The 26,745-nt window shown below is 61.1% G+C and carries 22 protein-coding genes; 11 read left to right on the plus strand and 11 right to left on the minus strand.

Annotation, left to right across the window (positions count from 1 at the left end; translation table 11 throughout):
• Positions 1-461 precede the first annotated feature (461 nt).
• Entirely contained in the window at positions 462-2,195 is a 1,734-nt protein-coding gene (locus M0D69_RS35280; protein ID WP_301786453.1) for a methyl-accepting chemotaxis protein, read from the plus strand.
• A gap of 70 nt (positions 2,196-2,265) precedes the next feature.
• Here the strand turns inward: M0D69_RS35280 and M0D69_RS35285 are convergent, their stop codons facing one another.
• The 4 genes from M0D69_RS35285 to dinB form a co-directional block, all read right to left on the minus strand.
• A complete protein-coding gene (locus M0D69_RS35285) occupies positions 2,266-2,961 on the minus strand; it encodes a PepSY-associated TM helix domain-containing protein (RefSeq protein ID WP_301786454.1) in 696 nt (231 codons plus the stop codon).
• A gap of 52 nt (positions 2,962-3,013) precedes the next feature.
• A complete protein-coding gene (locus M0D69_RS35290; RefSeq protein WP_301786455.1) occupies positions 3,014-5,206 on the minus strand; it encodes a TonB-dependent siderophore receptor in 2,193 nt (730 codons plus the stop codon).
• Positions 5,207-5,562: 356 nt separating this feature from the next.
• Positions 5,563-6,204 (minus strand): alpha-ketoglutarate-dependent dioxygenase AlkB, encoded by a 642-nt coding sequence (locus M0D69_RS35295; RefSeq protein WP_301786456.1) that lies wholly within the window; start codon positions 6,202-6,204, stop codon positions 5,563-5,565.
• A gap of 30 nt (positions 6,205-6,234) precedes the next feature.
• The gene (gene dinB / locus M0D69_RS35300; protein ID WP_301786457.1) at positions 6,235-7,410 is read right to left on the minus strand and encodes a DNA polymerase IV; all 1,176 of its coding nucleotides are present in this window, start codon (positions 7,408-7,410) and stop codon (positions 6,235-6,237) included.
• Between the two features lie 297 nt (positions 7,411-7,707).
• Between dinB and M0D69_RS35305 the strand changes: the two genes are divergently transcribed.
• From M0D69_RS35305 to M0D69_RS35320, 4 genes are all read left to right on the plus strand, one after another.
• A complete protein-coding gene (locus M0D69_RS35305; RefSeq protein ID WP_301786458.1) occupies positions 7,708-9,252 on the plus strand; it encodes a methyl-accepting chemotaxis protein in 1,545 nt (514 codons plus the stop codon).
• A 178-nt stretch (positions 9,253-9,430) separates the two neighbouring features.
• Positions 9,431-10,156, plus strand: a complete 726-nt coding sequence (locus tag M0D69_RS35310) for a gluconate 2-dehydrogenase subunit 3 family protein (protein ID WP_301786459.1) — start codon at positions 9,431-9,433, stop codon at positions 10,154-10,156.
• Between the two features lie 3 nt (positions 10,157-10,159).
• Positions 10,160-11,935 (plus strand): GMC family oxidoreductase, encoded by a 1,776-nt coding sequence (locus tag M0D69_RS35315; protein WP_301786460.1) that lies wholly within the window; start codon positions 10,160-10,162, stop codon positions 11,933-11,935.
• 10 nt (positions 11,936-11,945) lie between these two features.
• Positions 11,946-13,313: a cytochrome c gene (locus M0D69_RS35320; protein ID WP_301786461.1), complete on the plus strand. Its 1,368-nt coding sequence runs from the start codon at positions 11,946-11,948 to the stop codon at positions 13,311-13,313.
• Between the two features lie 184 nt (positions 13,314-13,497).
• Here the strand turns inward: M0D69_RS35320 and wrbA are convergent, their stop codons facing one another.
• From wrbA to M0D69_RS35335, 3 genes are all read right to left on the minus strand, one after another.
• Entirely contained in the window at positions 13,498-14,097 is a 600-nt protein-coding gene (gene wrbA / locus M0D69_RS35325) for an NAD(P)H:quinone oxidoreductase (RefSeq protein WP_301786462.1), read from the minus strand.
• Positions 14,098-14,389: 292 nt separating this feature from the next.
• Positions 14,390-14,755, minus strand: coding sequence for a nuclear transport factor 2 family protein (locus tag M0D69_RS35330; protein ID WP_301786463.1), 366 nt, complete (start codon positions 14,753-14,755; stop codon positions 14,390-14,392).
• An 81-nt stretch (positions 14,756-14,836) separates the two neighbouring features.
• A complete protein-coding gene (locus tag M0D69_RS35335; RefSeq protein WP_301786464.1) occupies positions 14,837-15,532 on the minus strand; it encodes a glutathione S-transferase family protein in 696 nt (231 codons plus the stop codon).
• Between the two features lie 90 nt (positions 15,533-15,622).
• Here M0D69_RS35335 and M0D69_RS35340 point away from each other — a divergent pair, with 90 nt between their 5' ends.
• From M0D69_RS35340 to M0D69_RS35350, 3 genes are all read left to right on the plus strand, one after another.
• Entirely contained in the window at positions 15,623-16,576 is a 954-nt protein-coding gene (locus M0D69_RS35340; RefSeq protein ID WP_301786482.1) for a LysR family transcriptional regulator, read from the plus strand.
• 689 nt (positions 16,577-17,265) lie between these two features.
• Complete coding sequence (locus M0D69_RS35345) at positions 17,266-18,294, plus strand: hypothetical protein (RefSeq protein WP_301786465.1); 1,029 nt, start codon at positions 17,266-17,268, stop codon at positions 18,292-18,294.
• Positions 18,295-18,881: 587 nt separating this feature from the next.
• Positions 18,882-19,742, plus strand: coding sequence for a class I SAM-dependent methyltransferase (locus tag M0D69_RS35350; RefSeq protein WP_301786466.1), 861 nt, complete (start codon positions 18,882-18,884; stop codon positions 19,740-19,742).
• Between the two features lie 36 nt (positions 19,743-19,778).
• On the opposite strand, the gene M0D69_RS35355 is transcribed toward M0D69_RS35350, so the two are convergent.
• Together M0D69_RS35355 and M0D69_RS35360 are read right to left on the minus strand one after the other, a co-directional pair.
• Positions 19,779-20,759 carry a Dyp-type peroxidase gene (locus tag M0D69_RS35355; protein WP_301786467.1) on the minus strand — a complete coding sequence of 327 codons (981 nt, stop codon included), beginning with the start codon at positions 20,757-20,759 and terminating at the stop codon, positions 19,779-19,781.
• A 160-nt stretch (positions 20,760-20,919) separates the two neighbouring features.
• Entirely contained in the window at positions 20,920-21,816 is an 897-nt protein-coding gene (locus M0D69_RS35360) for an SDR family oxidoreductase (RefSeq protein WP_301786468.1), read from the minus strand.
• Positions 21,817-21,914: 98 nt separating this feature from the next.
• On the opposite strand from M0D69_RS35360, the gene M0D69_RS35365 reads away from it, so the two are divergent.
• A complete protein-coding gene (locus M0D69_RS35365) occupies positions 21,915-22,775 on the plus strand; it encodes a helix-turn-helix transcriptional regulator (RefSeq protein WP_301786469.1) in 861 nt (286 codons plus the stop codon).
• A gap of 35 nt (positions 22,776-22,810) precedes the next feature.
• On the opposite strand, the gene M0D69_RS35370 is transcribed toward M0D69_RS35365, so the two are convergent.
• Together M0D69_RS35370 and M0D69_RS35375 are read right to left on the minus strand one after the other, a co-directional pair.
• Positions 22,811-23,071: a hypothetical protein gene (locus tag M0D69_RS35370; protein WP_301786470.1), complete on the minus strand. Its 261-nt coding sequence runs from the start codon at positions 23,069-23,071 to the stop codon at positions 22,811-22,813.
• Positions 23,072-23,232: 161 nt separating this feature from the next.
• Positions 23,233-24,144 (minus strand): LysR substrate-binding domain-containing protein, encoded by a 912-nt coding sequence (locus M0D69_RS35375; protein WP_301786471.1) that lies wholly within the window; start codon positions 24,142-24,144, stop codon positions 23,233-23,235.
• A gap of 184 nt (positions 24,145-24,328) precedes the next feature.
• Here M0D69_RS35375 and M0D69_RS35380 point away from each other — a divergent pair, with 184 nt between their 5' ends.
• Both M0D69_RS35380 and M0D69_RS35385 read left to right on the plus strand, forming a co-directional pair.
• The gene (locus M0D69_RS35380; RefSeq protein WP_301786472.1) at positions 24,329-25,348 is read left to right on the plus strand and encodes a DUF1338 domain-containing protein; all 1,020 of its coding nucleotides are present in this window, start codon (positions 24,329-24,331) and stop codon (positions 25,346-25,348) included.
• Positions 25,345-26,565 carry a PLP-dependent aminotransferase family protein gene (locus tag M0D69_RS35385; RefSeq protein WP_301786473.1) on the plus strand — a complete coding sequence of 407 codons (1,221 nt, stop codon included), beginning with the start codon at positions 25,345-25,347 and terminating at the stop codon, positions 26,563-26,565. The genes M0D69_RS35380 and M0D69_RS35385 overlap by 4 nt, the downstream gene beginning before the upstream one ends.
• The last annotated feature ends 180 nt before the right edge of the window (positions 26,566-26,745 follow it).

A 26,745-nucleotide genomic window follows, 5' to 3' on the forward strand; every position in this document is an offset into this window, starting at 1 on the left:
AACTTGCTGATTGTTGAGAGGCGTTTTCTTTGCTTCTGTTTCTTTTTCGCCGTTGCGGAAAAGAAATGAAGTGCTGCCACGCACAGTGGCTAATAGTGATAAAGAGAACATCCAACATATAACGACCGCAGGCCCAAGCAGCAGCAACCCAACACTGACCCCGAACACGTTCCGCCTTCGCAGCAGTGCTCTGCCAGCTATCCAATCAGCCCGGTCATGGCATCGAAGTTCGCGGAGTAGAAGATAAAGCGGCCGTCCTGACGTGCGCCAACCCGACCGGCGTATGAAAGATTGTTGAAATAATAGCTGAATCGATTTAAAGCATTTGCTCAAGTGGCGTCAGCGTTTGCCGTTAAAGGGTATGGGTCGAAGAGTACTGTCGGTTCCGGTCGCGTTCGCAAGCATCGACGCACGCCACCGCTTGGGATTTGGTGTGAGACAAGAGACTAGCGAGAGAAGACATGTTTTCGACGATTAAAGGCCGCCTTGGCATCGCCATGGCGCTTCTGGGTCTATTGCTGATCGTGATCGGCGGACTGGGGCTGTGGGGAATGAGCAGGGGCAACGACACGACGCGCGGCCTCTTCACGGACCAGATGCCTGGCGCGGTTGCGGCCGGTAACGCGGAAATGTTCACCGCCCGGGAGCGGCTCAGCTTCGATCGTGCGGCCTTGCTCGTCGGCAAACCAGGTGCGGAAACCGCTATTGGACGGGGTGCGTTGATGCGCACTCGCGCCGACAAGGAGTGGGCGACCTACGCCGCGTTGCCCCAGGGTCCGGACGAACACAAGCTGGCCGAGTCCTTCCAAGCCAAGCGTCTCGAACTCCAGAAGCTGATGGACGACGGTTACGCCAATATCAGGGCAAACGACGCGGATAAAATCATCGCCTCCGCGGAAGCCATGCAGGTGGCGTTCAATGAGTTGGCCGGGTTTGGCGAAGCGCTTCGCAAGTATCAATTCGATTCTGCAAAGAGCGACTATGACAGCTCGCAGGAAACCTTCGGCCAGTTCCGCATCGTCAGCATTGCCTCTATTCTGGTCGGCCTCGTGGCCGCTATTTTCTCGTGGTTCTCGCTGCGTCGCTCCATCGGACGTCCGCTCGATGAAGCGCTCGCGCAGTTCGATGCCATCGCCGCGGGCGATCTTCGCCGCGAGTTGATCGTCACGTCGCGCGACGAGATGGGCCAGTTGCTCGCGGGCCTGGCGAAGATGCAGGCAAGCCTTGTCAGCACGGTGCGCACGGTGCGGTCGGGCAGCGAATCCATTGCATCGGCGACCAAGCAGATCGCGGCGGGCAATATCGATTTGTCATCGCGTACGGAAGAACAAGCTTCGGCGCTGCAGGAAACGGCGTCGAGCATGGACGAGTTGACCGGTACCGTGAAGCAGAACGCGGAAAACGCGCGTCAGGCAAGCTCGCTGGCCGCCAACGCGTCGGACATCGCGAACAAGGGCAGCTCGGTCGTCTCGCAAGTGGTCGTTACCATGGGCGATATCAACCAGAGTTCGACGAAGATCGCAGACATCATCACGATCATCGAAGGCATTGCGTTCCAGACCAATATTCTCGCGCTGAACGCAGCGGTTGAAGCGGCGCGTGCCGGCGAACAAGGGCGTGGTTTTGCGGTCGTGGCCGCAGAGGTTCGCAGTCTTGCGCAACGCTCGTCGGCGGCGGCGAAGGAAATCAAGGACCTGATCAATACGTCAGTCGCACGCGTCCAGACCGGCACGACGCTGGTGGGCGACGCCGGCCGCACGATGTCGGAGATCATCGGCGCGGTGCAGCGCGTGACGGACATCATGGGCGAGATCGCGGCGGCCTCCGAAGAGCAGAGCAGCGGCATCGATCAAGTCGCACGCGCGGTCACACAAATGGATGAAGTGACCCAGCAAAACGCGGCGCTCGTGGAGGAAGCAGCGGCCGCAGCGCAATCGCTCGAGAATCAGGCGGGTGCGTTGAAGGCGGCGGTGTCGGTGTTCCAGTTGAACGACGGCGGTTTGGAAACAGTCAAGGCGCCGTTGAGCGTAAAACCGGCGCGCGCAGCGGCGCATCGTGTGTTGGCCGCGCCGAAGAAACGGGCCGTCGCAGCGAGCGTCGCTGCTGTGCCTGCACGGCTCAAAACACCGGCGCTGATCGGCGAGAAGTCGAAGCCGGTTGCATTGGCCGGGGGCGCCGATTGGGAAGCCTTTTAACTAGCGGCCTGTCCTGCACCGGCAAACCTTCTCGCTGATGCAGGACAAATAAAAATACCGCGACACGTCTTCAGAGCGACTGTGCCGCGAGCACGACGGCAGCCATTAGCGAAACGATAAGAATGGAGGCACCCACGGTCCTGCGGCGATTCAGTCCCGTCCATAAGACCACGCCCGTGAGAGACAGCAGGATCATGCTTCCCGCGAACGAATCCGCCAGCAAGATCCACCCCACGCGTGCGCCGTTAGCCCGATGCAAACCTTCGAGCGTGTTCATCAAACCTTGATCGCGGCGTTCGACGCTCACGGAATTCCCGCCTTTCCAGAAGTCGGCGTTGACGAGATAGTCCGGTGCGATAAAACGGATTTCCCAATGTTCCGGCTGAATCACCGACTGATCTCCCCACGTCACCGGCATGGCTGGTTCACGTGTGGTCCGCTCTGCGGCACGATCCAGTTTCAGCTCGGTCCGCAGATAGGCCGCAAGCTCCTTCGGCGACTTGGGGGCGGGGTCGGGGAGCGCAACATGCACAGTCGAGACGACCGGACCGCCGACGCGAATCTTCATGGTCGCACGATGATTCTGCAGGATGCCGGTCGCGCCGAACAATAAACCCAGCACTGCCCCCCACAATCCGACCCAACTGTGAATCTTGCGTAGCCACTTGAGGAACGTCGCGCGACGAGAGCGCGACTTCGTGTCCGCTCCCCGGGGTTGTGCCCATCGACCCGGTGTCGCTTCGAGTTGGGTTGCTTGCATCGTCATGGGGGCGGTCCGTCGAATAATAATTTAGCGGCTGGCGATGAGCCGGGTGAGGTCAAAATTCCAGGGTCGAACTCAGTTCGAGCGTGCGGGCAAGACCCACGCCGAGCTGATTGGAACCGGCCGCGCTCCAGTACCGCTTGTTAGCCGCATTCTCGAGATTTGCCTGGACCGACACGCGTTTGCCGTACACGCGCGTGGTGTAACGCGCGCCCGCCGAGAACAGCGTGTAACCGCCGATATAAGCCTGGTCCGCGCTATTGACCGGACGCGGGCCGATGTAATACATCCCGGCGTTGAACGACAGTCCCGCCACCACTGGCACACGGTATTCAGCGAAAAGACTCGCGGTCAGGTGTGGCGTGTTTTCGGGAGTCTTGCCGAGCAACGTCGAATCGGAGGAGTCGAGTTGTTTTGCGTCCAGGTAGACCGTCGAACCGGTCAGTGAAATATCCCGGGTGAGGTCGCCCTGCACAGAAAACTCGACGCCGCGATACCGCGCGTTGCCGTCCATCACATAGACGTTGTTGCTGTTGGTATTGGCGGAAGGCTGCCGGATATTGAACAGGGCGAGCGAGACCAGCGTGTTGTTGGCGAGGCGCGTGCGAATGCCGATTTCTTCCTGCTTGCTGACGGCAGCGGGCAAGATCTGGTTCGCGTTGTCTGCGGTGGTGGGGGCGCTCCCGGCAGATTCAAGCGCTTCCACATAGCTCGCATAGACGCTGGTATTCGGTGCCAGGCGATAGATCAGGCTACCCGATGGCGACGTGTGGCTAATGTCCGAATTTGGTGTGCCAGCCTGTGAACTGATGTACTCGGACCTGCGCACGCCCGCCACGAATTGCCACTTCGACGTCAAGTCGATCCGGTCGTACACGTAAGCGCCGCCATTGCGCACGTGTTGCGCATAGAATTGCTTAGATGTACCACTGGAGGTCAGTTTGGAGATGTCGACCGGGTTGTAGAGGTTTTGGGCCGCGGTGAAGAAATAGGTCGTGAAGTCAGGCTGAAACAGCCAGTCTTGCGAGACGCCGGCTGTGATGTCGTGGCCGATCGACCCGGTCTTGAACTGGCCATTCACTTCCAGGCGGACGATTTTATTCTCGTACATCTGGCCGTTCTGTTCGCTTGCCTGCAGGGTCCCCGCACCGGTCGCGACGTTATATTTCTGGAAGACCCACGCCCATCTGTCACGCCGCGTGATCGACTGGCCGGCGCTGAACGTGGCGGTCCAGTTATCTGAAAGCGCGTAATCCGCACGCAGCAACTGCGTGTTCGCGCTCGCGCGGGTGGGTTTGCTGGCGCTGGCCAGCAACTTGGTCGGATCGGGCAGAGCCGGCAGCGAGATCACACCATTCTTCGCCGCGAGCGGGACAATGCCGGCCTGTTCCACGACGCTGGTTTCGATGTGTTCGAAGTCGTACTGGAGCTTGAGTTTGCTGTTCACGCGCCAGTCGAGCGCGGCGCTGATGAACTTGCGATAACCGCGGTCGCCGTCGACCGGTGTTTCGACATGTTCATCCATCGCGTTGACGCGAACACCGAACTGATCGTCGGCGCCAAAACGCCGGGCGATATCGACATGAGTGCCGTAGGAACCGTTGGAGTCTCCTAGCACCGAGATGCTGGTCACCGGTTCCGAACCGGCGCGTTTGGTCACCATATTCACGATGCCGGCCGGGACCGCGAAGCCGTAGTACAGCGCGGACGCACCCTTCAGTACTTCAACGCGCTCCTTGTCTTCCATCGGCATCCAGATGTTGTTGTCGATGGGCAATACGCCGTTGAAGTAATAGCTCGCGCGATTGTCGAGGGGAATGCCGCGGACCGAGAGGTTGTCGTAGGCGAGGCCGCTCAACTGCTGGCGCGTGACGCCCGCCACGTTGCGCAACGCGTCGTACAGGCCGGTGTCGCCCTGCGCGTCCATGACCTCGCGCGTCACCACGTTCACCGTTGCGGGCACATCGAGCGCGTCGAGTCCTCGATACGGCCCGGTTTCAATCGATACCGGCGCAAAACCCTGTTCCTTCTTTCCGGAGACTTTGACGGGCGCAAGTTGTGGCGCGTCGGGCGTGGCGGGGGCGGTCGTGTTGCTCGTCGTGGTCGTGGCCGCTGCCGCGTCGCTTGTGTCGTCTGCTCTTGCCGGCAATACCGACGCCCCGGCCATGCCGATGGCCAACAGCGCGTTGGCGAGCAAGGTCCTTCTGTGGGGCAATGAAATCTTGCGCGCACGTTTACTGCAACTCATGAACAAACCCCGATTAAGAAAACGACAAGCGCGAACGCGAATCGGAAGGCTCAACGGTGCGCTGGCTACCGGCATGGCCTTTCAATGTGTAATATTTAACATGTAATGAGATCGATTCGCGTTCGCATTTATATTGAAATTAAACTCAAAGGTCAAGTTAAGGAAATAAGTCGTGGGGGTTTTGTTGCGTGCGATCGCGTTATCGGCGTGATGGATGGGCGTGCGAAAGCTGACGAAATGCTTCGTCGATGAAGCGCTTTAGCCGCCGGAAGGGAATGAACGAAGGCGCGCTGACCCTGGCGTCAGTCATCCCGTGACGTCATCAGGAAGCTGACGTATTCGGCCCGCAAAAACCGCTATGGGTTCGACGCTGGAACGAGGGGTTTTGTCGCGTCCTTCTTGACGCGGGCGTCCAGACGTTGCGGATCGACGCATCGAAATGCCAGGCTGATGCGCGGCCCCTCTACGCCGCCCATCTTCGGTATCCCGTGGTTGTGCGTAAATTGCGATGCGTAGCTCATCACGATCACGCTGCCCGGATGCAGATCCACATTGAGCGTGCGGCCCTTGCCCGACTTTGCGCGGATTGTCATGCGACGGATTGCACCCAGCGACAGGATTGCGATGGGCGCTTTTTGCACGAGTCCTTGCGTCTTGTCGTTATGGGGCGCGACGCTGTCGTCGCCATCGCGATATAAATTCAAGCCGACGCTGTTGAACGGCGTGCCCGCAATCGAGCGCACTTGTTCGGCGGCTTGCATCAAAGGCTCCGGCAGGTCGGGAGCGTCCAGCGAAAAATGCGCCATCAGGCGCGGCACATCGACCTCGCGTTCGTACATCAAACGCCGCTGATTGCCCCATGTCACGTTAGCCAGCGCCTGCTCGAACCAGGCTTGCGCGGTGGCTTGCGGCACCACGTCGGGCAGGTAACGAATCCCGCTCTCGGCATCGTCGACAAGAACCAGCGGCGTGGCTTCGAACAAATCGTTTTGAAACACGACGATTCCTTTCTTTGGAGAACCCGCCGGCTAATCCGACGCGAACGGCAGTTCGCCCTGAACCGGCTGCGGCTCAGCGATATACGACCCTGCCGGCAGCAACGCAGTCACGCGCACGCCGAGCAAACGCAGCCGCCGGTCCAGCGGTACGCGCTTCAGGCATTCGGTTGCGGCACGGCGTATCTCTGCCGCATCGGCGGTCGGCAGCGGGACCGTCAGGTCGCGCGTGACCGTGCTGAAGTCGTTGTAGCGCAGCTTGATGCCGACCGTGCGGCCTTCGTAGCCCTTGCGCCGCAGGTCATCGGCGACTCGGGTGCACAGGTCGGTAAATGCGGCCGAGAGTTCGCCGCGATCCTGCCGCGGATGCAGGTCGCGCTCGAAGGTGGTTTCGCGGCTCATCGACTTCGGCTCGGAGCTGACCACGACGGGCCGTTCATCGAAACCCTGGGCCACTTCCACGAGCCACGCCGAATACATCCGGCCAAAATTCGCCTGCAGTAGCTCGAGGTCGGCGCGCGCCAGATCGCCGACCGTTTCAATGCCGATTGCCGCCAGTTTTTCAGTCGCCTTCGGACCGATGCCGTTCACCTTGCGCACGGGCAGCGGCCAGATTCGCAGCGGCACGTCGGCGGCGGTGAGGATTGTCAGGCCGTCGGGTTTATCGAGTTCGGATCCGATCTTCGCCAGCAGCTTGTTCGGCGCGACGCTGATCGAACACGACAGCGCGGTGGCATCGCGCACAGCTTGCTTGATGCGCGCGGCGGTTTCGGCGGGGTCGCCCGGCAAGTCGGTCAGGTCGATGTAGATTTCATCGATACCGCGGTTCTCGATCTGCGTGGTGAAGGTGGCCACCGCCTCCTTGAAGAGGCGCGAATAGTGCCGGTACGAATCGAAGTCGGTGGGCAGGAGGATCGCGTCCGGCGCGAGTTGCGCGGCTTTCATCATGCCCATCGCGGAAAACACGCCGAGCGCACGGGCTTCGTAGGTCGAGGTTGTCACAACCCCACGGCCCGCGTAATCGCGCAGCCGTTTGAAGCGCCGGGTGCCGTCGGCGAGCGTGTCGGGCGTGGCATTCCTGCCACCGCCGATCACCACCGGCTGGCCGCGCAGCTCGGGGTAGCGCAGGAGTTCGACGGAAGCGTAGAACGCGTCCATGTCCAGATGCGCAATGCGCCGCGTAGCTGTCACTGGCGCGCTCCCGGACATGCGTGGCTCGGGGCGACGGGCCTGTCGGAACTGGCTGTGCCGATGCTGGAATCGGACATGGTGTGAATAACTGTATGGATGTACAGTATTTTACATCGAAAAGAGCAGGGAGCAATTGTTCTCGCCGATAGTTTTCGTAATGCCGCGTAACGGACTGTCCAACGCAGAAGCGTTCGAATTGTTTCGAAAAACTCAAGAATCCCTGCAAACAGCCGTAAGTGCTTACGTGTGCGCGACGCGCTCCCTCCGCCAATGGGGCGCCTCATCAGGGTCCCCGCTTCATTCCAGGAAGTCACGATGTTCTCTCTGCGTTTGTCCATTAACGGCCGCATTGCCGTTGCGATGGTTTTTCTTGGCGTTCTATTGCTCGGCACCGGCGGATTTGGCATCGCCGGCATGACTGCGAGCAACGACGCGAACCGCCGGACCTACTCGGAACAATTGCCCAAATCAATCGCGGTTGGCGAGATGACGATCATGGTCGGCCGGCAGCGTACTTCGTTGGATCGAGCTGCGATCAATCCCGGCTCTGAAGACGCAACCAACATGTATGCGAAGGAAAAGGAGGTCAAGGCTGCTGCGGATCAGGCGTGGAAGCAATACCTCGCATTGCCGCGCGACGCCGGCGAGGACCAGCTCGTAGCCACTGTCGCCAAGGAATATGACACGACCGAACAGGAACTGGACCAATTGCGCGAGGCCACCGTGCGTGGCGATCGGGATGAGATCCTGAAGCGCTTGTTCAACGTCGGGAAGGTCTATACAAGCATGCAGGTCGCGGCCAATGCGCTCAAAACCTACCAGTTCAATCAGACCAAAGCCGCGTATGAAGCATCCGAGTCCGCATACCACCTGTTTCTCACGGGCAGTATCGTTGCGATCGTGGCCGGCATGTTCGCAGCGCTTGGAAGCTGGTTCATGCTGCGCCGCGCGATTCTTGGCCCGGTGAACGAAGCGGTGGCGCATTTCGAGCAGATCGCGCAAGGCGATCTCAGCGGTCAAATCGAGGTCCGTTCGCATGATGAGATGGGGCGCATGCTGCAAGGGCTAGTGAGCATGCAGCAGAGTCTTACCGGCATTGTGGTCTCGCTGCGTGAGGGCAGCGGTGCGATTGCCACGGCGACACGCGAGATCGCGGCGGGCAACGCGGATCTTTCGGCCCGCACCGAGGCGCAGGCCGCCTCGCTCGAAGAAACGGCTTCGAGCGCCGAGCAATTGTCGAGCACGGTGAGCCAGAATGCCGAGAACGCCGAGCGTGCCAGCGCGTTGTCGTCGTCAGCTTCGGAAATCGCGCGCAAGGGGCACCAGGTCGTATCGAGTGCCGTGACGACGATGACCGAGATCAGCCAGAGCTCGTCAGCCATTTCCGAGATCACGGCGATGATCGAAGGCATCGCCTTCCAGACCAATATTCTTGCGCTCAACGCGGCGGTCGAAGCGGCACGCGCGGGTGAGCAGGGACGCGGCTTCGCCGTGGTGGCGGGCGAGGTCCGCACGCTCGCGCAACGTTCTTCCGTGGCGGCCAAGGAGATCAAGGAGCTGATCGTCAATTCGACTTCGCGCATCGATGCAGGTGCGACGCTGGTGAACCAGGCAGGCGACACGATGAACGAAATCATCGAGGCCGTGGGTCATGTGAACGTGATCATGGCTGAGATCACAGCCGCGTCGAAGGAGCAAAGTCACGGCCTGAGCCAGGTCAGCGTCGCGGTCAACAACATGGACCAGGCCACCCAGCAGAATGCCGCCCTCGTCGAGCAGGCTTCGGCTGCCGCGCGTTCTCTGCAGGACCAGGCACAAGCGTTGGCGGAAACCGCCGGTTCGTTCAAGTTGCGCGCTTGAGCTGTTGTCGCCCCAGCACCGGGTCGATCCGGCCGTGACGCTTTCATGGCGTCATAGCTGGACGCCTGCTCACTGCTTCGCGCCCCGCGCGCTTTTTCCAGACCGTACCCCTTCGCGTGAGCATCGCGAGCGTCCCCGTTCGCGCGGCCCGATTACCTCAACCAAGGAGAAAGCCTTCATGTCCGATGACACGGTGCCGCGTCGTCGTTTTTTAAGGCAGGTGCTCGCCATCGTGCCCGCAGCAACTGTCGCGCCCGGGGCGACGCTCACGCAATCCGCGTGCAGCAGCCAGCCGGGGCCAGCCGCAGGAGTAGCCGGCGCAGCCTATCAGCCCACTTACTTCACCGGCGCTGAGTGGACCTTTATCAACGCTGCGGTCGACCTGCTCATTCCGGAAGATGCATTCGGTCCCGGCGCGATCAAGGCCGGCGTGCCCGAGTTCATCGACCGTCAGATGGAAACCCCGTTCGGTCACGGCAAGCTCTGGTATATGCAGGGGCCTTTCCATCCAGACCAGCCGCCCGAGATGGGCTACCAGTTGAGCCTTGCGCCGCGCGATATCTATCGACACGGCATCAAGGCCTGTGACGACTGGTGCGCGAAGAACCACGGCGGCAAGACCTTCGCTCAGCTGAACAAGTCCACCCAGGAGAAGGTGCTCGGCGACCTGGAACACGCGAAGATCGAATTCGATACCGTGCCGGCCCGCACATTCTTCGGCTCTTTGCTTTCCAACACCAAGGAAGGTTTTTTCGCCGACCCGATTCATGGCGGCAACAAAGGCATGGCGGGTTGGAAGATGGTCGGCTTCCCGGGTGCGCGCGCGGACTTCATGGACTGGATCGATCAGCCAGGCGTCAAGTACCCGTATGGGCCGGTTTCGATCGATGGCAAGCGGGGTTGATGAATGGCAATCAAGAAGAACAAGGTCGACTGTGTCATCGTAGGTTTTGGCTGGACCGGGGCCATCCTCGGGCAAGAGTTGACCGAGGCGGGCCTGAATGTAGTCGCGCTTGAACGGGGTGCGATGCGCGATACGCCGACGGATGCCGAGTACCCGAAAGTGATCGACGAACTCACGTATTCGGTGCGTGGAAAGCTGTACCAGGACCTCGCGCGCGAGACGGTCACGATCCGTCACGGTGTCGACGACCTGGCCGTGCCGTACCGCCAACATGGCTCGTTCCTGCTGGGCAATGGCGTGGGCGGCGCGGGCTTTCACTGGAACGGCATGCACTACCGCGTTCTGCCCGAGGAACTGCAGTTGCGTACACGCTATGAAGAGCGCTATGGCAAGAAGTTCATCCCGGAAGGCATGAACGTCCAGGACTTCGGCGTCACCTATGACGAACTCGAGCCGCACTTCGACTTCGCCGAAAAGGTGTTCGGCACCTCGGGCACAGCCGGCAACCTGAACGGCACGATCCAGCCGGGCGGCAACCCGCTCGAGGGCAAACGCACGAGCGAGTTCCCGACCCCCGCGCTGCAGAATTCATACGGCGCCCAGCTCTTCGGGAAGGCAGCGAAAGAAGCCGGTTTGCATCCGTATCCGGCGCCGGCGGCAAACACCTCGGCGCCTTATACGAACCCTTACGGCGTGCGCCTCGGCCCGTGCAACTTCTGCGGCTTCTGCGAGGGCTACGGCTGCTACATGTATTCAAAGGCTTCGCCGCAGACCACCATTTTGCCGGTCCTGCTCAAGAAGCCGAATTTCGAACTGCGTCCCCACTCGTATGTGACGAAGGTACTGCTCGACTCCGACAAGAAGAAGGCGACCGGCGTGATGTATATCGATGCGCAAGGCCGCGAAGTCGAACAGCCGGCCGATCTGGTGATCATCGCCGCGTTCCAGATGCATAACGTCCGCCTGCTGCTGCTCTCGGGCATCGGCAAGCCGTATGACCCGAAGACCGGGGAGGGCGTGGTCGGCAGGAACTATGCGTATCAGATGAACGGCGGGGTCAATGTGCTGCTGCCCAAGGGTACGCAGCTCAATCCGTTCATTGGCACGGGCGCGGGCGGTGTGGGCCTGGACGACTTCAACGGCGACCAGTTCGACCATGGTCCGCTTGGTTTCGTGGGCGGCGCGAGCATTCGCCACATCCGCACCGGCGGCCGGCCGATCAAGACCACGCCGACCGTTCCGGGCACCCCCAGTTGGGGCAGCAAGTGGAAAGAGGGCGTGACGGATGCCTATCAGCGTTATATGACGATCGGTATTGCGGGTTCAGTGATGCCGTATCAGGACGCCTACCTGGACCTCGATCCGACCTACCGGGATACCTACGGCCTGCCGCTGCTGCGCATGACCTTCGACTGGCACGACAACGAATACGACATGCTCGGATACATGGGCAAGCGTATGGAAGAAGTCGCGAAGGCAATGAATCCGGAAAAGTATTTCGTGGGCGTTCGCAAGAAGGGCTCGCATTACGACACGCGCCTTTATCAATCCACTCACACGACGGGCGGCGCGGTCATGGGCTCGTCGCCGCAAAACAGCGTGGTCAACAAGTATCTGCAGAGCTGGGATGTTTCGAATGTCTTCGTGATGGGGGCCTCCGCCTTCCCGCAGAACATGGGTTACAACCCGACCGGGCTAGTTGCCGCTCTTGCGTACCACTCCGCCAAGGCAATCCGCGAGCAGTACCTGAAGAACGCGGGTCCGCTGGTGCAGGCGTAAGAGGACGACCATGACAACAAAAAAACATCTCCAGGCAGCGCTGGTGTCGTCGATGATCGCCGGCGCCGCATGGGCGGCTTATGCGTTCGCGGACAACCCCGCTTCGACCCCGACTGCCGGTGTTGCGGCCACTGCCGTCGCCGGCATTCCGGCAGACCAGCGGCAACTGGTTCTGCAAGGCCAGTATCTCGCGAGCGCGGGCGATTGTATCGCCTGTCACACGGCCAAAGGTGGCAAGCCCTTTGCGGGCGGTCTGGGAATCGCTTCGCCAATCGGCAAGATCTATTCGACGAACATCACGCCGGACAAGGACACGGGCATCGGCAACTACACGCTCGAGGACTTCGACAAGGCGCTGCGCCACGGCATCGCGAAGAACGGCTCGACGCTGTATCCGGCCATGCCCTACGTGTCGTACGCCAAGGTCAAGCCGTCAGACGTGAAGGCGCTGTACGCCTATTTCATGTACGGCGTGCAACCGGTCTCGCGGGCGAACAAGGCGGCGGACATTCCGTGGCCACTGTCGATGCGCTGGCCGCTGTCGTTCTGGCGCACGATGTACGCGCCACCCGTCTTGACGGACGAATCGTCCGCTTCGAACGATCCGGCCCTGCGCGGCAAGTATCTGGTGGAAGGTCTTGCGCACTGCAGCGCCTGCCACACGCCCCGTGCTGTCACGTTGCAGGAGAGGTCGCTGACGGACGACGGCAAATGGTTCTTGTCGGGTGGCGTGATTGACGGGTACCTCGCGAAGAGCCTGCGTGGCGACGTGAACGACGGTCTGGGAAGCTGGAGCGAGGCGGATATCGTCGAGTTCCTGAAGAGCGGGCGCACCGCTCATTCGGCCGCGTTCGGGGGGATGGCCGAGGTGGTCGAGGACAGCACGCAGCACATGAGCGATGCCGACCTTACCGCTATTGCCCGCTACCTGAAGACGCTGGCGCCGGTCGCCGCGGGCCAGAAGGCAATGGTCTATGACGATTCGGTCGCCAAGGGGCTGCGTACCGGTTCCGACAGGAGTAACGGTGCGCTGACCTTCCTCGACAATTGTGCCGCCTGCCATCGCACAACCGGCAATGGGTATGGCGGAACGTTCCCGAAGCTTGCGCAAAGCACGACGATCAATACGGCAGACCCCACGTCGCTGATCCACCTCGTCCTGCTTGGCGGGGAAATGCCATCGACCCGGACGGCGCCGACGCACTACGGCATGCCTGGCTTCGACGATCGTCTGACCGATCGGGATGTGGCCGACGTACTGACCTTTGTGCGCTCGAGCTGGGGCAATCGTGCTCCGGCGGTGAGCGCCGAACAGGTTGCGAAGGTTCGCCAGGAGGTAGGTGCCGCCGGGCAGCCAAAACGGGCTGAGAACGACTAGGCCACTTGAGCGTCGAATTCACACTCGATAACAGAAGCTCATGAACGGAAGGGCGTACGGCCAGTTCAGCCTCGATACAGAGCTACGGCTTGCAGCATGAGTTGGGTATCCGGGTTGGGATGGCCGCCAAGGGATCTGTCTGGCCGTCCCGTTCATGCGTCGATGAAGCGAAGTGCATCCGACGTTAGCCGAACAGCTTGTTTGCGGTCTTGGCGATCAGCTCGCCTTGATGACGTGCGCCAGCGAGCTCGATGGCGCTCGGCTGACGCTGACCTTGTCCACCGGCAATGGTCGTGGATCCATAGGGAGCACCGCCGACAATCTCATCCAGCGTCATCTGCCCTTGGTGGCTGTACGGCAGTCCGACGATAGTCATGCCGAAGTGCAACAGATTGGTGATAATCGAGAACAGCGTTGTTTCCTGTCCTCCGTGCTGGCTGGCAGTCGACGTGAAGGCGCCACCAACCTTGCCATTTAGCGCGCCGCTCATCCACAGACCGCCGGCCTGATCCAGAAACGCCGCCATCTGGGAGGACATACGCCCGAAACGAGTCGGCGTACCGACGACGATCGCGTCGTAGTCGGCAAGCTCTGCGACCGTCGCAACCGGCGCTTGCTGATCGAGCTTGAAGTAGGCGGCCTTGGCCACTTCCTCTGGCACGGTTTCCGGTACCCGCTTGACGCCGACCGTAGCACCCGTCGAGCGCGCACCTTGGGCAGCGGCATCCGCCAGCGCCTCGACATGCCCATACGATGAGTAATACAGAATCAGAATTTTAGACATTTTTAACTCCTATGTATATTTACGCGGCGATTTCGTTACGAAAAAATGTGCCCGACACTGGCACAGTGCTGCTGCTGAACCTGGACGTCATCCGCCAGTTTGGGCCCGCACGAGCGCCTGCTTTCGAGAGTTCGGGATGGCCAGTGTCAAGTCTGCGCGCATCACCTGAACGTCACACGTGTGAATCGTCCGGTGGGACTGTCCCGATTCCGGGAATACCGGGAGGCACGTGAGTCACGAACTCCGTGTCACGATGTTTGTGCACCGGAAAGCCAAGTGGATCATGGCGCGGCTATGACGGCACGGAATCCAGAAAGACGTAGAGTGCTTCAATCCTCCCGTCGCGAACGATGATGACATCCACGCCCGTATAGTCGGGTACCTCACCACGCGGACCGGAACCCCATGCGAGGCGACCAGCATTGTGGAGAGCCTGCGCTTCACCGTGCGGCGCATAAACAAAATGCGGGTGCGACGCTCGAAGATCTCCCGCGAATTTGTCGAGAGCGTCGTGCCCGACGAACGTACCCGGAGGCACGTAGAGCACACAATCTTCGGTATAAAGCTCCTCGATGGCTGCGCGACGACGCTCTGCGTCACCTTCGCCAAAGACCTCCTGAAGGTTACGATAAAGCAGTTCATGGATACGGTCGTTCACTGCGGTTCTCCTTGGTGATTGACTATGGACTGAGCCACGTCACGATGTGTAGATGTTTGAGAAATTGGAGGTTGCATCGCATTACTGAGCGAGCGCCACTGTCTTTGCGATGGCCGCTACGACAGCCGGTCGCGTCAAAATCTCTTCGTACCAGCGAGCGACGAACGGAAATTTGTCGAGGGCCGCTCCAATCGCCTGATGACGCCACACCCACCCGAAATGGGCAATGTCCGCGATGCTGTACTCGACGCCAGCAGCGTACGGATGACGCTCGAGAATCTGGTTGAGCACGCCCAGCGTCCGATCGACCTCCGCCAGCGCCCGCGCTTTTGCCTCGGGTTGCGGCGATGCCTGGATCGCGACCTGGAATGACTGCAGGAACGCCGGGCTGAGGCCGGATGCGTGGAAGAAAAGTTGCTCGAAGACCTTGCTGCGTTGGGGGCCGTCTTTCGGAAGAAGCTGCCCGGTCTTCTCTGCAAGGTGTACGAGGATCGCGGCAGACTCGCTGAGTATCACGTCGCCGTCGCCAGGAACGGATCGGTCGATGAGAACCGGGACTTTCGCGTTGGGATTCATTGCCTTGAAGGCGTCAGTCTTCTGCTCGCCCTGGCGCAGATTGACGGGAACCAGCCGATAGTCGAGCCCCATCTCTTCCAGTGCGATGGGAACTTTGATGCTGTTGGGCGTGGTGAATGCATGAACTTCGAGCATGCTCTGCTGTTGCGCGGCATCGGGGCCGGCGAGATCGACAAGCCCTAGTGTCTTCTTTCGTTCCATGATCTATCTCCTGTGCGACGAGACAAATCTATGGCAGCGTGCTACTTTTCGAAATAGAAATGATTGAAAACCATCGTTGCAAAATTGCCGATGTCAAAATTACCGGACTTTGAAGGATTCGCGATGTTCGCGAAGGTCGCTGAAGAAGGTTCGTTTGCAGCTGCGGCGGCGACCATGGGCGTCTCTGTCGCCACGGTTTCCCGGGCGGTCACCCGCCTGGAAGAGCGACTGGGCGGGAGGCTTTTTAACCGTACCTCCCGACGACTTGCACTCACGGACTACGGCCATACGCTTGCCGAGCGAGCAGCGAAAATCTACGCTGACGCCGAGGAGGCTGAGGATTTCGCACGTGAGACATCGAGCCGGCCGCGTGGTCTGGTAAAGCTCGCCGCACCACTGTCCTTCGGTGCTCGCTGGGTCGCCCCGCTGCTGCCTGAGTTCTTCCGGATCTATCCGGATATTGCCGTGGATCTTCATCTCACGGATGCCCATGCCGATCTGATCGGAGACGGCTTCGACGCCGCACTCCGTATCGCGATCATGGAAGACTCGTCACTCGCTGCACGTCTCATTGCACCCGTGCGTCGGTTTGTCGTGGCATCTCCGGCCTATCTGTTGCGCTGTGGTCGACCGCAGCACCCACACGATCTCGGCGCTCACGAGTGCCTGACCTACGCCAACAGGAGCAAGCGCGACGTTTGGCGCTTTACCCACCAAAGTGGCGAGGAATGCACGATCAGACCAACCGGGCCATTGCGAGTAACAAGCGTAGAAGCGTTACTGCCCATGCTCATCGCAGGACTTGCCATCACGGAGCTTCCCGAGTTTGTCGCGACACAGTATTTCGCGGACAAACAGCTTGAACCGATTCTGACTGATTGGCGACTACCCGAAGGTGGTCTGTATTTTGTTACCCCCACTGCCCGCGCACGGCCAGCGAAGGTTAGCGCGTTGGCTGATTTCTTCATCTCCAGACTTGCCGCAGCGGAGTGGAGCGCAGAGACACTGATGGGTTGGAAACCACCTGGCCATCGCATCGAATGATTGTGACGTCTACAACGTCCGTGATGCGCCAGCATTTCATCAGGGTCACCGTGAAACCCCGGACTTCAGGCCGGGGAGGTAAGGAGACGGTTTTAACTGCGTCTCGTTAAATAGGTGACGGGCTTTCCACCCATCAGGGTCTTGCGACTCTGCCCGTAAGGGCCTAGTAACGCAGTCTTGCGACTCGCTCCCCTCGACAATGTTGTGCACCGGCATTTCGTCCCGATCCGTTTCGTACTTACCCTGTCGCTTGTCTGCAACCGGGACTTCCAGAGCCGGGGACTGAGGAAGCATCCCAGGGTGGGTCTTGAACCTATGCACAAGGTAGCGCCCGCTCTAATCGGCAATGAAGTCCGGATTAAGGCATCCGGAGCGCTTAGTCTGGTCAACCCGAGCTCGCGGTATTCTGCAAGCTCCGCCCTTCAGGGCGGGGTAGTTGACGACGTCTGTTGCTGGTCACCGTACTCCGTATGGCCTGAACGAGCCAATCATGCGTTAAAAAAACCGGTCATCCAGATGCGACATGGGGCCATAAAACGTTAGCGTACCGGACTACCGTTCGATATCGATGGGGTTCCTTCGCATCGCCCGCCAAAACACAGGTTCCAACTGCCGGAACTCCGTTCGGCCTCCGCCCGGGGTCTATGCTTAATTGGCGCATTCGCACAATATGACCAAGGAGGCGTGTCATGAAACCCGCGCTATGTGTCGCCGTCGTCAGTATGCTGTTCGGGGTCCAACTGGCGCACGCCGCCTGCCCCAACGACGCCGTCTTCCATGTTTTCGTTGATCAGATTCGCGGTTACTCCTTGCGCGCCAACGGAGCGACCGAGCCCTGCCAGGTGCTGCAAGGGCCGCTCACCACCCTCACGACCGCTGGAGCGACGGTGATCGACAAGAAGGACTCCTTTCACGTCGCGCAGTTTCTTACCAGCAGCACGGTCGACATCTTTCCGCGAAAGGCCGAGGGCAATGAGGCGCCCAGTCGATCATTCATGTTGACGATGACAAATGACCTGCTCAGCATCGCGGTGGATTCCCACCTCAACGACTTCGTCCTGACCGTTCGCCCCTCGGAGGCGGGGGTGCTGGTCGCTCCCGCCAACAGCTCTGGGCCTGTAGCCAATCCGATTCACATCACCGATCCGAATATCGTCCAGTACGTGAGCATTGCGATTGACAGCGACGACAATCTGCTGATTGCGGGTTATGACATACGGGGGGCGGTGATCATCGACACGTTTGGCACGCGTCGGAGCATTACCTCGCCGCCGCTTCTGCGCAGCCTCACGGGTAGCAAAACCGGCCTGCTGCCGGGGGCCGGACTTTTTGCAAGGAACAACATAACGATCGCTGTCGATCCGCGCACGGACGAGTTATTCGTCTACAACCAGACCGCGGACATGACGCAGATCCAGGTGAGCGTTTTCGCCGCCCAGGCGAACGGCGACGTGCCCCCGGTACGGACAATCAGCGGTCCAGCCACGGGAATCACTGGCTCTGGCTTGCCGGGAGACAAGATCGCCATCTCCTCTGACGGGCGGATCCTTGTTGCCGAGCCGAACCTGCGCATTCTCGCGTTCGCGCCGGGGGCAAGGGGCAATGTGGCGCCGTCTCAGGTCATCGAGGACTCCACCCCCGGTCCAGTCACCGAGGGCGGGATCGCGGTCCGGTCCAAAGGAGGCCGGCAACATGATGGAAACGACGATGATCAATGAAACGGACGAAGCCGGCGGCAAATAATCCGATCAAACTTAGACCTCTAGCGTCGAACGGCGGCTTTGGGTAAATCTGAAGGTCGGTTCAGGGCTGAGTTCTGCCGATTGGCGTCAGGCACAAGCCGGCCCAGAACGGCCGTTCGACAGACGATCTCGAATCGGTGACGATTGGCTGTTCTTTTCCAACGGGCCCACGCAACTATGAATCGGCCCCGCTACCCCGTTCGAGCTCTCACTCAAGATGAAAAGAGGTAGCGGGCAGCGGCTGTCTTGGCGATTTAGTGCTGCTCAGTTCTGGAGCCTGTATGCGGATTCATTGTTCGGGCGAATATCGTTAATTCATGTCTCCCATCCATCACTCTCAGCCCCTTACAGCATGGCTCCCAATCCGCTCAACATCTGTGGATCGCCAAGAGCCGAATACTCACGTGGTGGATGAATGCATTGAGGCCTTCGTCCGTTCACTGTCGACGGTACTTCCTTTACTCGTTCCAGGAGGGACGTAAACGGGTGAGCCAGTCAGTCACCGATGCAAAGCTGATCCCGGGCAGAGCCGAAACGAAGACGAACAAACAGGATTGAAAGTCATGAACGACAAGCGAGATGTAGCGCCGGACAGCACTGCAGCGCGAGTCGCCTTGTGGCGCGCTCTGCATGTCGAGGCAGACGCCCCGCCGCATGTGCTGGAAGACGAAATCGGCCTTAAGCTGCTGGCCCCGAACAAGGACTGGCGCAGCCGCGGGGACATGGACCCGCAGTTCACGCGTCCCTTCCGCGCGTCAATCGTGGCTCGTGCCCGCTTCATTGAGGACCTCGTCGTGGAGCAGGCCGGCCGCGGGCTTGGTCAGTATGTCATCCTCGGCGCGGGCCTTGACAGCTTCGCGCAGCGAAGGCCGGAGATCGCATCCCGCCTCAGGGTGTTCGAGATCGACCAGCCAGGTCCTCAGGCGTGGAAGCGTCAGCGCTTGATCGAGCTCGGTTTCGGCGTCCCGGGCTGGCTGCGCTTCGTGCCGGTCGGTTTCGAGGCAGGAGGGAGCTGGCGGGACGGTCTCGTGACTGCCGGTTTCGATGACAGCAAGCCGGCGATCGTGGTCTCCACGGGCGTCAGCATGTATCTCAGCAAGGATGCGAACGCGGCCACGCTGCGCCAGGTCGCGGCCCTCGCAACAGGATCGACGCTCGCCGTGACGTTCCTGCTCCCGCTGGAACTGGCGGACCCCGAGGTACGTCCCGGGCTTGAGATGGCGGAGAAGGGCGCGCGAGCAAGCGGGACACCTTTCCTCAGCTTCTTCACTCCGCCGGAGATACTGGCGCTCGCCCACGAAGCGGGCTTTAGAGAAGCACGGCACGTCTCGGCGGCCGATCTTACCCAGCGCTACTTCGTGGGCAGGACAGACGATCTGCGCCCGCCAAACAATGCGGAGGAACTGCTGGTAGCAAATACATAGCTGCCCCGCACGAATGACTATTTACGGTTTCGTCGATCATCCGGCCGAAGCCGATTCATTAGTCGAAAGCTGCGGGTTGCGATCTGCGAGCGCCTCAAGCAAGGTGGCCGATGGAACAAAAAACAGGCCCCCGGTGACCGCGCGGCTGTAATCGAGAAGCCGGTCGTAGTTGCCGGGTGGCCGTCCGACAAACATGTTCTCGAGCATCTGCTCGATTGGCTCGGGCGCACTGGCATAGCCGATGAAGTAGGTTCCGAACTCACCCGCGCCCGGGCGGCCGAATGCCATGTTGTGACGCAGAATTTTCACTTCCTGGCCGTCCTTTTCGATCGTCGTCAGTGAGCTGTGCGAAGACGAGGGCTTGACCGCTTCGGCGAGCTCGACATCGGACAGCTTCTTGCGGCCGATAATGCGTTCCTGTGCCTCGACTGAAAGTGAGTCCCAGCCAGCCATGTCATGGAGGTACTTCTGCACCATCACATAGCTGCCACCCGCAAATACGGGATCCTGATCGCCAATCGCAGTGAAGTCGACCGCCTCGCGGCCCCTCGGGTTTTCCGTGCCGTCGACGAAACCTAACACGTCGCGCAGGTCGAAATAGCGAAAACCATGGACTTCATCGACTACTGAGACCGCATCGCCGAGCCGCGCCATCAATTGGGCGGCGAGTTCAAAGCAGAGATCCATATGGTCCGCGCGAATGTGCAGCAGGAGATCGCCCGGCGTGCCAATGGCGCGGCGTTCACCGTCGCCAAACTCGCGGAATGCGTGAAGGTTCGCGGGGCGTGGCGCGCCGAAAAGCGTGTCCCAACCGTCGGAGCCAAAACCGCACACGCACGATAGTTCGCCCGTGGCAGCGCGCGTGCCGACCGCGCGAACCAGAGCGTCGACATCAGCGCACAACGCGCGCACCGTGTTTGCATTTTCGAGGCCGGGCTTGAGCGTAGCGACAATGAAGATGGCGCTGCGGGTGAGGGAATTGCAAACAGCTTGCGGTTCTGGGATCTTGTTGGGCATCGGATGAATATTCTCCACTTGTTAAGGATCCCGGCAACAGCAAGGCGTGCGCTTTAGGGATGGCAGGACTCCGTTGCGGAGTTCTGTTTTAACAAGGTTAGTAAATTCTGGGGATCGACGCGAGGTTGAGGGCGCCCCGGCTGCGCGCTTTCGTCGAACGTCAGGGATGCGCGTAGTAGCCCGGCTGGGCGATGTCGGTGAGAAGGTCCGCGCCGGTTGGCATCCAGTCCAGAATGGCGCGGGTCCGTGCGCTTGATGTCGGCAGGTCCGCGCCGGCGAACAGGGCGAACCATCCGAAATGCTCCGCTGCCTCATCGCGCGACTTGGCAATGACAGGCAGGCCGAGCCGGCGGCCGATCACCTCCGCGATAGCCTTGAACGGCACACCTTCTTCGGCGATCGCATGATAGGGGCCATCGATGGCGCCACGCTCCAGCGCGAGCCGGAAGACGCGGGCGGCATCGAAGCGATGCACGGCGGGCCAGCGGTTCAGGCCATCGCCTACATAGGCCGACACGCCTTTCTCGCACGCGAGGCGGATGAGGATGGGGACAAATCCATGGTCGCCCTCACCGTGAACGGACGGCGGCAGTCGCACGGCGGTCGCCCGTTCACCGCGGGTCGCGAGCGCCTGCGCCGCAGCCTCCGACGCGCGAGGATAGTCGCCGGACGGCGCAGGAGGACGATCCTCCTCGGTCGCTGTGCGGCCATTGCGCAGGAACGCAACGCCGGACGTGATGAGCAACGGTCGCTCACTGCCTTCGAGCACGCCGCCGAGAACCTCGATCGCGTGCCTGTCCTCCTCCGCGTTCTGCGCAAACCGGGAGAAATCGTGATTGAAGGCGGTATGGATGATCCCGTCGGCGGCCGCCGCTCCGCGGCGCAGGCTGTCGAAATCGATAAGCGACCCATGGATCGCCTCGGCGCCGGCCGTGGCGAGCGTGGCCGCTCCTTCCGCAGAGCGGGTAAGACCGAGAACCTGATGGCCGTTCGCGAGCAATTCGCGGACGACAGCGGAGCCGACGAAGCCGGTGGATCCCGTGACAAAGACGTGCATGTGATGCTCTCCCGAGTGTTCGAGAGAGCAATGTACGAGGTAAAATCATCCTCTTAAAGTGGTGACATTATCCAGGTATACGTCCTAACAGGTTGCGCATGGCCTACGCGAACGGGAACAAGAACGAGGGCGACAATCGGCTCGGCAACTATCTGAAGAACAGGCGGACGAAGCTCGATCCCGCGTCCTTCGGACTTTCCGGTGGCAGGCGGCGGACGGCGGGATTGCGCCGGGAAGAGGTGGCGCAGCGCGCCAATATCAGCGCGGCCTGGTACACCTGGCTGGAGCAGGGGCGCGGCGGCAATCCGTCAGCGGATGTGCTGGACCGCATCGCGAGGGCGCTGATGCTGACCGAGGTCGAACGCGAACACGTGTTCCTGCTCGGCCTCGGCGATCCGCCTGAAGTCCGCTATCGCGGCGGTGACGCGATCACGCCGCGACTGCAGCGCCTGCTCGATGCGCTGGCCTATAGCCCGGCGATCGTCAGGACGGCGACGTGGGACGTAGTTGCCTGGAACCGCGCGGCCGCGGCCGTGCTCACCAACTACGGCTCCCTGCCACCCGGACAACGCAACATCCTGCGCATGATCTTCTGCGACCCCCGCGTCCGTGCCGCGCAGTTCGATTGGGAAAGCGTGGCCCGCTTCGTGGTGGGCGCCTTCCGGATCGATGCCGCTCGCGCAGGCGCCGACGCCGAGGTGGCGCCGCTCATCGACGAACTGTGCCGGTCAAGTCCCGAGTTCGCCGCCATGTGGCGGGACAATGAGGTGCAGACCCACGGCGATGGGGTCAAGCACCTGCGCTACCCCGTGCTGGGGCTGATCTCGCTGGAATACTCGTCCTTCGCCGTCGATGGGCGACCGGATCTTCAGATGATTGTCTACAACCCGGCGACACCGGCCGATCAGGAGCAGATCAGGTCTTTGATCGAGGGAGCGTTGGTGATCGCCGCGGAGTGAGCCCGGGGCATCCTTCATGACGCCGGTTTTCGCCGTCAGTCGCCGTCAAAATCGTCTATTGCTTTGCGATTCCGGCGCTCTTCGTTGGCACGGCGAGCGCGCACGCGCTGGCGCCACAGGACGGTAATGACCTCGCCCGTAGTCGCGCCAGCGGGAATTTCGTTGCGGATCAAATTCGGCACCATCGGCAGGCCAAGGCGCTGCCTTCGCAGAGCCTTGGCTATGGCCGTGCGGCACTCCTGCCCGTGGCAATCCCATTCGTCGCGCATCTTTGCGCAGTAACGGCACTCGTTCATGTAAATAGTCTAACTGCAATCGCGGATAGACTCCGGCGCCGGGACAAAACTCACGAGCTATGCCCGCCGACGAACTCATGCTCGAAATCGGTTATTGAAAGCGCCGATTTCATGCAGCCACCTCATGCAGCCACCTCATGCAGCCACCTCATGCAGCCACTTCATGCAGCCACTTCATGCGTGCGCGGAACAATCGAACTCAACCACTCCGATAGCGCGACGAACGGCTCATCCTGGGCGATTTCATCCGGCGCGACGAGGTAATAACCCGATGTACCCGACATAGGTTTATCAAGCGGCACGACTAGCCGGCCGGACGACAATTCGTCCGCGAGCAGAATTTCTGGCAGCAACGCGACGCCCAGCCCCGCCTGCGCGGCACTGGTGAGCATCGTGAACAACTCGTAGCGCGCGCCGCGTACCGCACGCACATCGTGCTCCAGTCCGTTGAGGCGAAACCAGGTGCGCCAGGCGTCAGGCCGTGTCGACAGATGCAGAAGCGGCAAGTCGGTCAGCTGATCGAGCGAAATCGGCGCGCTCCCCGCGAGCAGCGAAGGACTGCACACCGGCACGACCTTGCCCTCGCGAAACAGCAGCTTTCCCTGCGTGCCGGGCCATACCGAATCGCCGAAATAGAGCGCGGCGTCGAAGGGCGAATCGCTGAACAGGAAAGGCTCGGTGCGTATCGACAGATTCACGGTGATATCCGGCCGCAACGCGCGAAATTGCGGCAACCGCGGGATCAGCCACTGGCTCGCGAGCGTCGGAACGACCGCTATCTCCAGGATCCGCCCCACACCGCGCTGCGCCATCAGTTCGAGCGTGTCGCGTTCAATCCGATCGAGATTCTTGCGCACAAGCGCCGCGTAATGGCGACCGTGCGTGGTCAGCACAATGCGCTTCTTGATGCGCAGGAACAAAGCCACGCCCAGACGGCTTTCCAGCCCCGCCACCTGACGGCAGACCGCGCTTTGCGTGAGTGAGAGTTCGTTGGCGGCGCGGGTGAAGCTCTCGTGGCGCGCGGCGGCCTCGAAGATCTGCAGCGCGACCAGATTCGGAATGCCTTTTCTCATGTTTTACCAGTACCGATTGCGCCGTTGAACCTGGCGGCGGGAGTCGACTTGGTTCAATTTACGAATGAAGTGGTGAGTTTATATCAATTGTGCGGCTTTTCGACACGCTCCAGAATCGCCTTCCAGTGAAGCGCCGAACCGGGCCTTGGGCTCGCACCACGCTGGATCAGCCGGAATTGGATAAATGAACCCCAACCTTGCCGCATTGCTTGCTGTTGCCCTTCCGGAATCTAATGTCGCCGGGTTAGTGCGATTGATGAACTTGCCCTCGGTGATTGCCAAAACCACGCCCGGCGTTGTCACCCGTGCCGAACTGGCGCAGGCGATGAACATGGCCCTGTTCGCCGGCCTGCTCGAACGCGTGCCGACGGGACACGCCTATATCGACGATCTTCAACACACCCAAACCCGCGTGCAGTTTGACCACGGCGCGCTGCGCACCGTGCGCTGGGCTGAATCCGGCGCGCTGCCGCCGGGCGAAGCGGCGTTCACGCGCATTCTCAAGCCGCTGGGTTTTGTGCTGAACGGTACCTACCCGCTCGACCGCATCAAGATGACGGGGCGCTCCTACAAGCACCTCGATGCCCCCGATGAAATTGCGCAGTATTTCGTCAGCGAACTGCATCCCGAGCGTTTCAGCCCCGAGTTCCAGCAGGCGGTGACGAACGTGATCGGCGAGAGCGTCGATCCGCTGACGCCGCAAGCGGTTGCATCGCTGGCCGAACTGGAGCGCGACGGCTCGTTGCCGCTGGCTATCTCCCTCGATTTGCTGCCGGTGCTCGTACGCTGTTTCGAGCGTCAGCACTCAGTGCCGCGCTTGGCCGACTATGAAACGCTGCGCGCAGAATCGGCGGAAATGGCGTGGATCGCGACCGAAGGCAACGCGTTCAATCACGCAACGGACCGCGTGGACGATGTGTTCGCCGTCGCCGATACCCAACGCGCGCTCGGACGCCCGATCAAGGAAAGCGTAGAAATCTCGAAGTCGGGCCGGGTGCGCCAGACGGCTTTTCGCGCCGACCCCGTGCGTCGCGTGTTCACCGGCGATGACGGCGGGAGGATCGAACGCGACGTGCCGGGCTCCTTCTACGAATTCATCAGCCGCGACTCGGTCATGGATGAGGCCACCGGCCGCCGCGTGCTCGATCTCGGTTTCGATGCGGGCAACGCGACTGGCATCTTCAAGATGACGGCGGCCGCATGAACTCCGCCGCCGACCTGTACGACTTCACAGAGCCGTTCAAGGCGCCGCAAGGCTCTGCTATCCGCGAGCTGTTCAAGTACCTTGGCCGGCCGGGGATGATTTCGTTCGCGGGCGGATATCCGTCGAAGGATCTGTTCGACCGGGCGGGTATCGGCCAGGCGCTGGAGGATGCGTATTCGTCCGATCCGGTGGCGTGCCTGCAATACGGCGACACGGCCGGCTCACCCGCTTTACGCCGCGCGATCCTGCGTTTGATGAACGACCGCGGTGTGACGCGCGATGTCGACGATGTGATTGTCACTACCGGCTCGCAGCAAGGTCTCGACCTGCTGATCAAGATCCTGGTCGCACCGGGCGATGCCGTCTTGATCGAAGAACCGGCTTATCCCGCCGCCATCCAGGCGCTGCGGCTCGCGGGTGCGCGCCTGATTCCGGTGCGCACGGACGCGCAGGGTATCGATGTCGACGCGCTCACCGCACAGCTCGAAGCGCTCGACCCAAGCACGTGCCCGAAGCTGCTCTACACGGTGCCGACCTTCGCGAACCCGACCGGCGCGACGCTGCCGGCGGCGCGTCGTGAAGCGCTTGCACGGCTCGCGATGCGGTTCCGTTTCGTGCTGATCGAAGACGACCCCTACGGCGAGCTGCGCTTCACAGGCGAGCCGGTAAAACCCATCGCCGCATTCGCCGATGCCATTCCCGGCGCAAGCGACTGGGTCGTTTATTTCGGCAGTCTCTCGAAGATCGTGGCGCCGGGCTTGCGTATCGGCTGGTCGATTGCGCCGCCCGCCATCACGCGCCGCATGCTCGTGGCGAAACAGACGAGCGATCTCTGCACCTCGCCGCTCGCACAGGAAACGGCGCGCCACTATCTGGAAAGCGGCCGGCTCGCGGAGCATGTGCCGATCATCGTGCAGGCGTATCGCAAGCGCTATGACGCGCTCTCGAGTGCGCTGCGCCAGTTCGCCCCCGACGATATCGACTACGTGGTGCCGCAAGGCGGCATGTTCGTCTGGGCGCGGTTGAAGGGCGGCCGTCATTCAACCGATCTGCTCAAGCGCGCGATCGAGCAGAACGTGATCTATGTGCCCGGACCGGCTTTTTACGTGCGGGACCCCGACGAGTCGAGCATGCGGCTGTCGTTTGCCGCCGCGCCGGGCGAAGCTGAAGTATTCGAAGGCGTGCGGCGGCTCAAGCTCGCGTTGGCGAGCCGGTAGAGCGGCGCATGCTGTCGTACACCTCGCCAGATACGGTGAAACGCGTTCTAATCGCATAACCTGAACGCAGGAAAGATGTTCGATACGACCTGGTTAGTTCCTCCAACGCACCAAGTCGTGCCGATTAATCATTTGCAGCGGTTTTTTTAAGCCCTGAAACTCTGTGCCGGCATATGTGTA

Origin of the sequence: Caballeronia sp. SEWSISQ10-4 2 (assembly GCF_030464885.1) — a bacterium.
Classification (GTDB): Bacteria; Pseudomonadota; Gammaproteobacteria; order Burkholderiales; family Burkholderiaceae; genus Caballeronia.

Bases quoted from the DNA above. Each gene is read 5' to 3' on its own strand.
- M0D69_RS35280 (WP_301786453.1), top strand. From the start codon at position 462: ATGTTTTCGACGATTAAAGGCCGCCTTGGCATCGCCATGGCGCTTCTG.
- M0D69_RS35285 (WP_301786454.1), bottom strand. From the start codon at position 2,961: ATGACGATGCAAGCAACCCAACTCGAAGCGACACCGGGTCGATGGGCA.
- M0D69_RS35290 (WP_301786455.1), bottom strand. From the start codon at position 5,206: ATGAGTTGCAGTAAACGTGCGCGCAAGATTTCATTGCCCCACAGAAGG.
- dinB (WP_301786457.1), bottom strand. From the start codon at position 7,410: ATGTCCGGGAGCGCGCCAGTGACAGCTACGCGGCGCATTGCGCATCTG.
- M0D69_RS35305 (WP_301786458.1), top strand. From the start codon at position 7,708: ATGTTCTCTCTGCGTTTGTCCATTAACGGCCGCATTGCCGTTGCGATG.
- M0D69_RS35310 (WP_301786459.1), top strand. From the start codon at position 9,431: ATGTCCGATGACACGGTGCCGCGTCGTCGTTTTTTAAGGCAGGTGCTC.
- M0D69_RS35315 (WP_301786460.1), top strand. From the start codon at position 10,160: ATGGCAATCAAGAAGAACAAGGTCGACTGTGTCATCGTAGGTTTTGGC.
- M0D69_RS35320 (WP_301786461.1), top strand. From the start codon at position 11,946: ATGACAACAAAAAAACATCTCCAGGCAGCGCTGGTGTCGTCGATGATC.
- wrbA (WP_301786462.1), bottom strand. From the start codon at position 14,097: ATGTCTAAAATTCTGATTCTGTATTACTCATCGTATGGGCATGTCGAG.
- M0D69_RS35335 (WP_301786464.1), bottom strand. From the start codon at position 15,532: ATGGAACGAAAGAAGACACTAGGGCTTGTCGATCTCGCCGGCCCCGAT.
- M0D69_RS35340 (WP_301786482.1), top strand. From the start codon at position 15,623: ATGTCAAAATTACCGGACTTTGAAGGATTCGCGATGTTCGCGAAGGTC.
- M0D69_RS35345 (WP_301786465.1), top strand. From the start codon at position 17,266: ATGAAACCCGCGCTATGTGTCGCCGTCGTCAGTATGCTGTTCGGGGTC.
- M0D69_RS35350 (WP_301786466.1), top strand. From the start codon at position 18,882: ATGAACGACAAGCGAGATGTAGCGCCGGACAGCACTGCAGCGCGAGTC.
- M0D69_RS35355 (WP_301786467.1), bottom strand. From the start codon at position 20,759: ATGCCCAACAAGATCCCAGAACCGCAAGCTGTTTGCAATTCCCTCACC.
- M0D69_RS35360 (WP_301786468.1), bottom strand. From the start codon at position 21,816: ATGCACGTCTTTGTCACGGGATCCACCGGCTTCGTCGGCTCCGCTGTC.
- M0D69_RS35365 (WP_301786469.1), top strand. From the start codon at position 21,915: ATGGCCTACGCGAACGGGAACAAGAACGAGGGCGACAATCGGCTCGGC.
- M0D69_RS35370 (WP_301786470.1), bottom strand. From the start codon at position 23,071: ATGAACGAGTGCCGTTACTGCGCAAAGATGCGCGACGAATGGGATTGC.
- M0D69_RS35375 (WP_301786471.1), bottom strand. From the start codon at position 24,144: ATGAGAAAAGGCATTCCGAATCTGGTCGCGCTGCAGATCTTCGAGGCC.
- M0D69_RS35380 (WP_301786472.1), top strand. From the start codon at position 24,329: ATGAACCCCAACCTTGCCGCATTGCTTGCTGTTGCCCTTCCGGAATCT.
- M0D69_RS35385 (WP_301786473.1), top strand. From the start codon at position 25,345: ATGAACTCCGCCGCCGACCTGTACGACTTCACAGAGCCGTTCAAGGCG.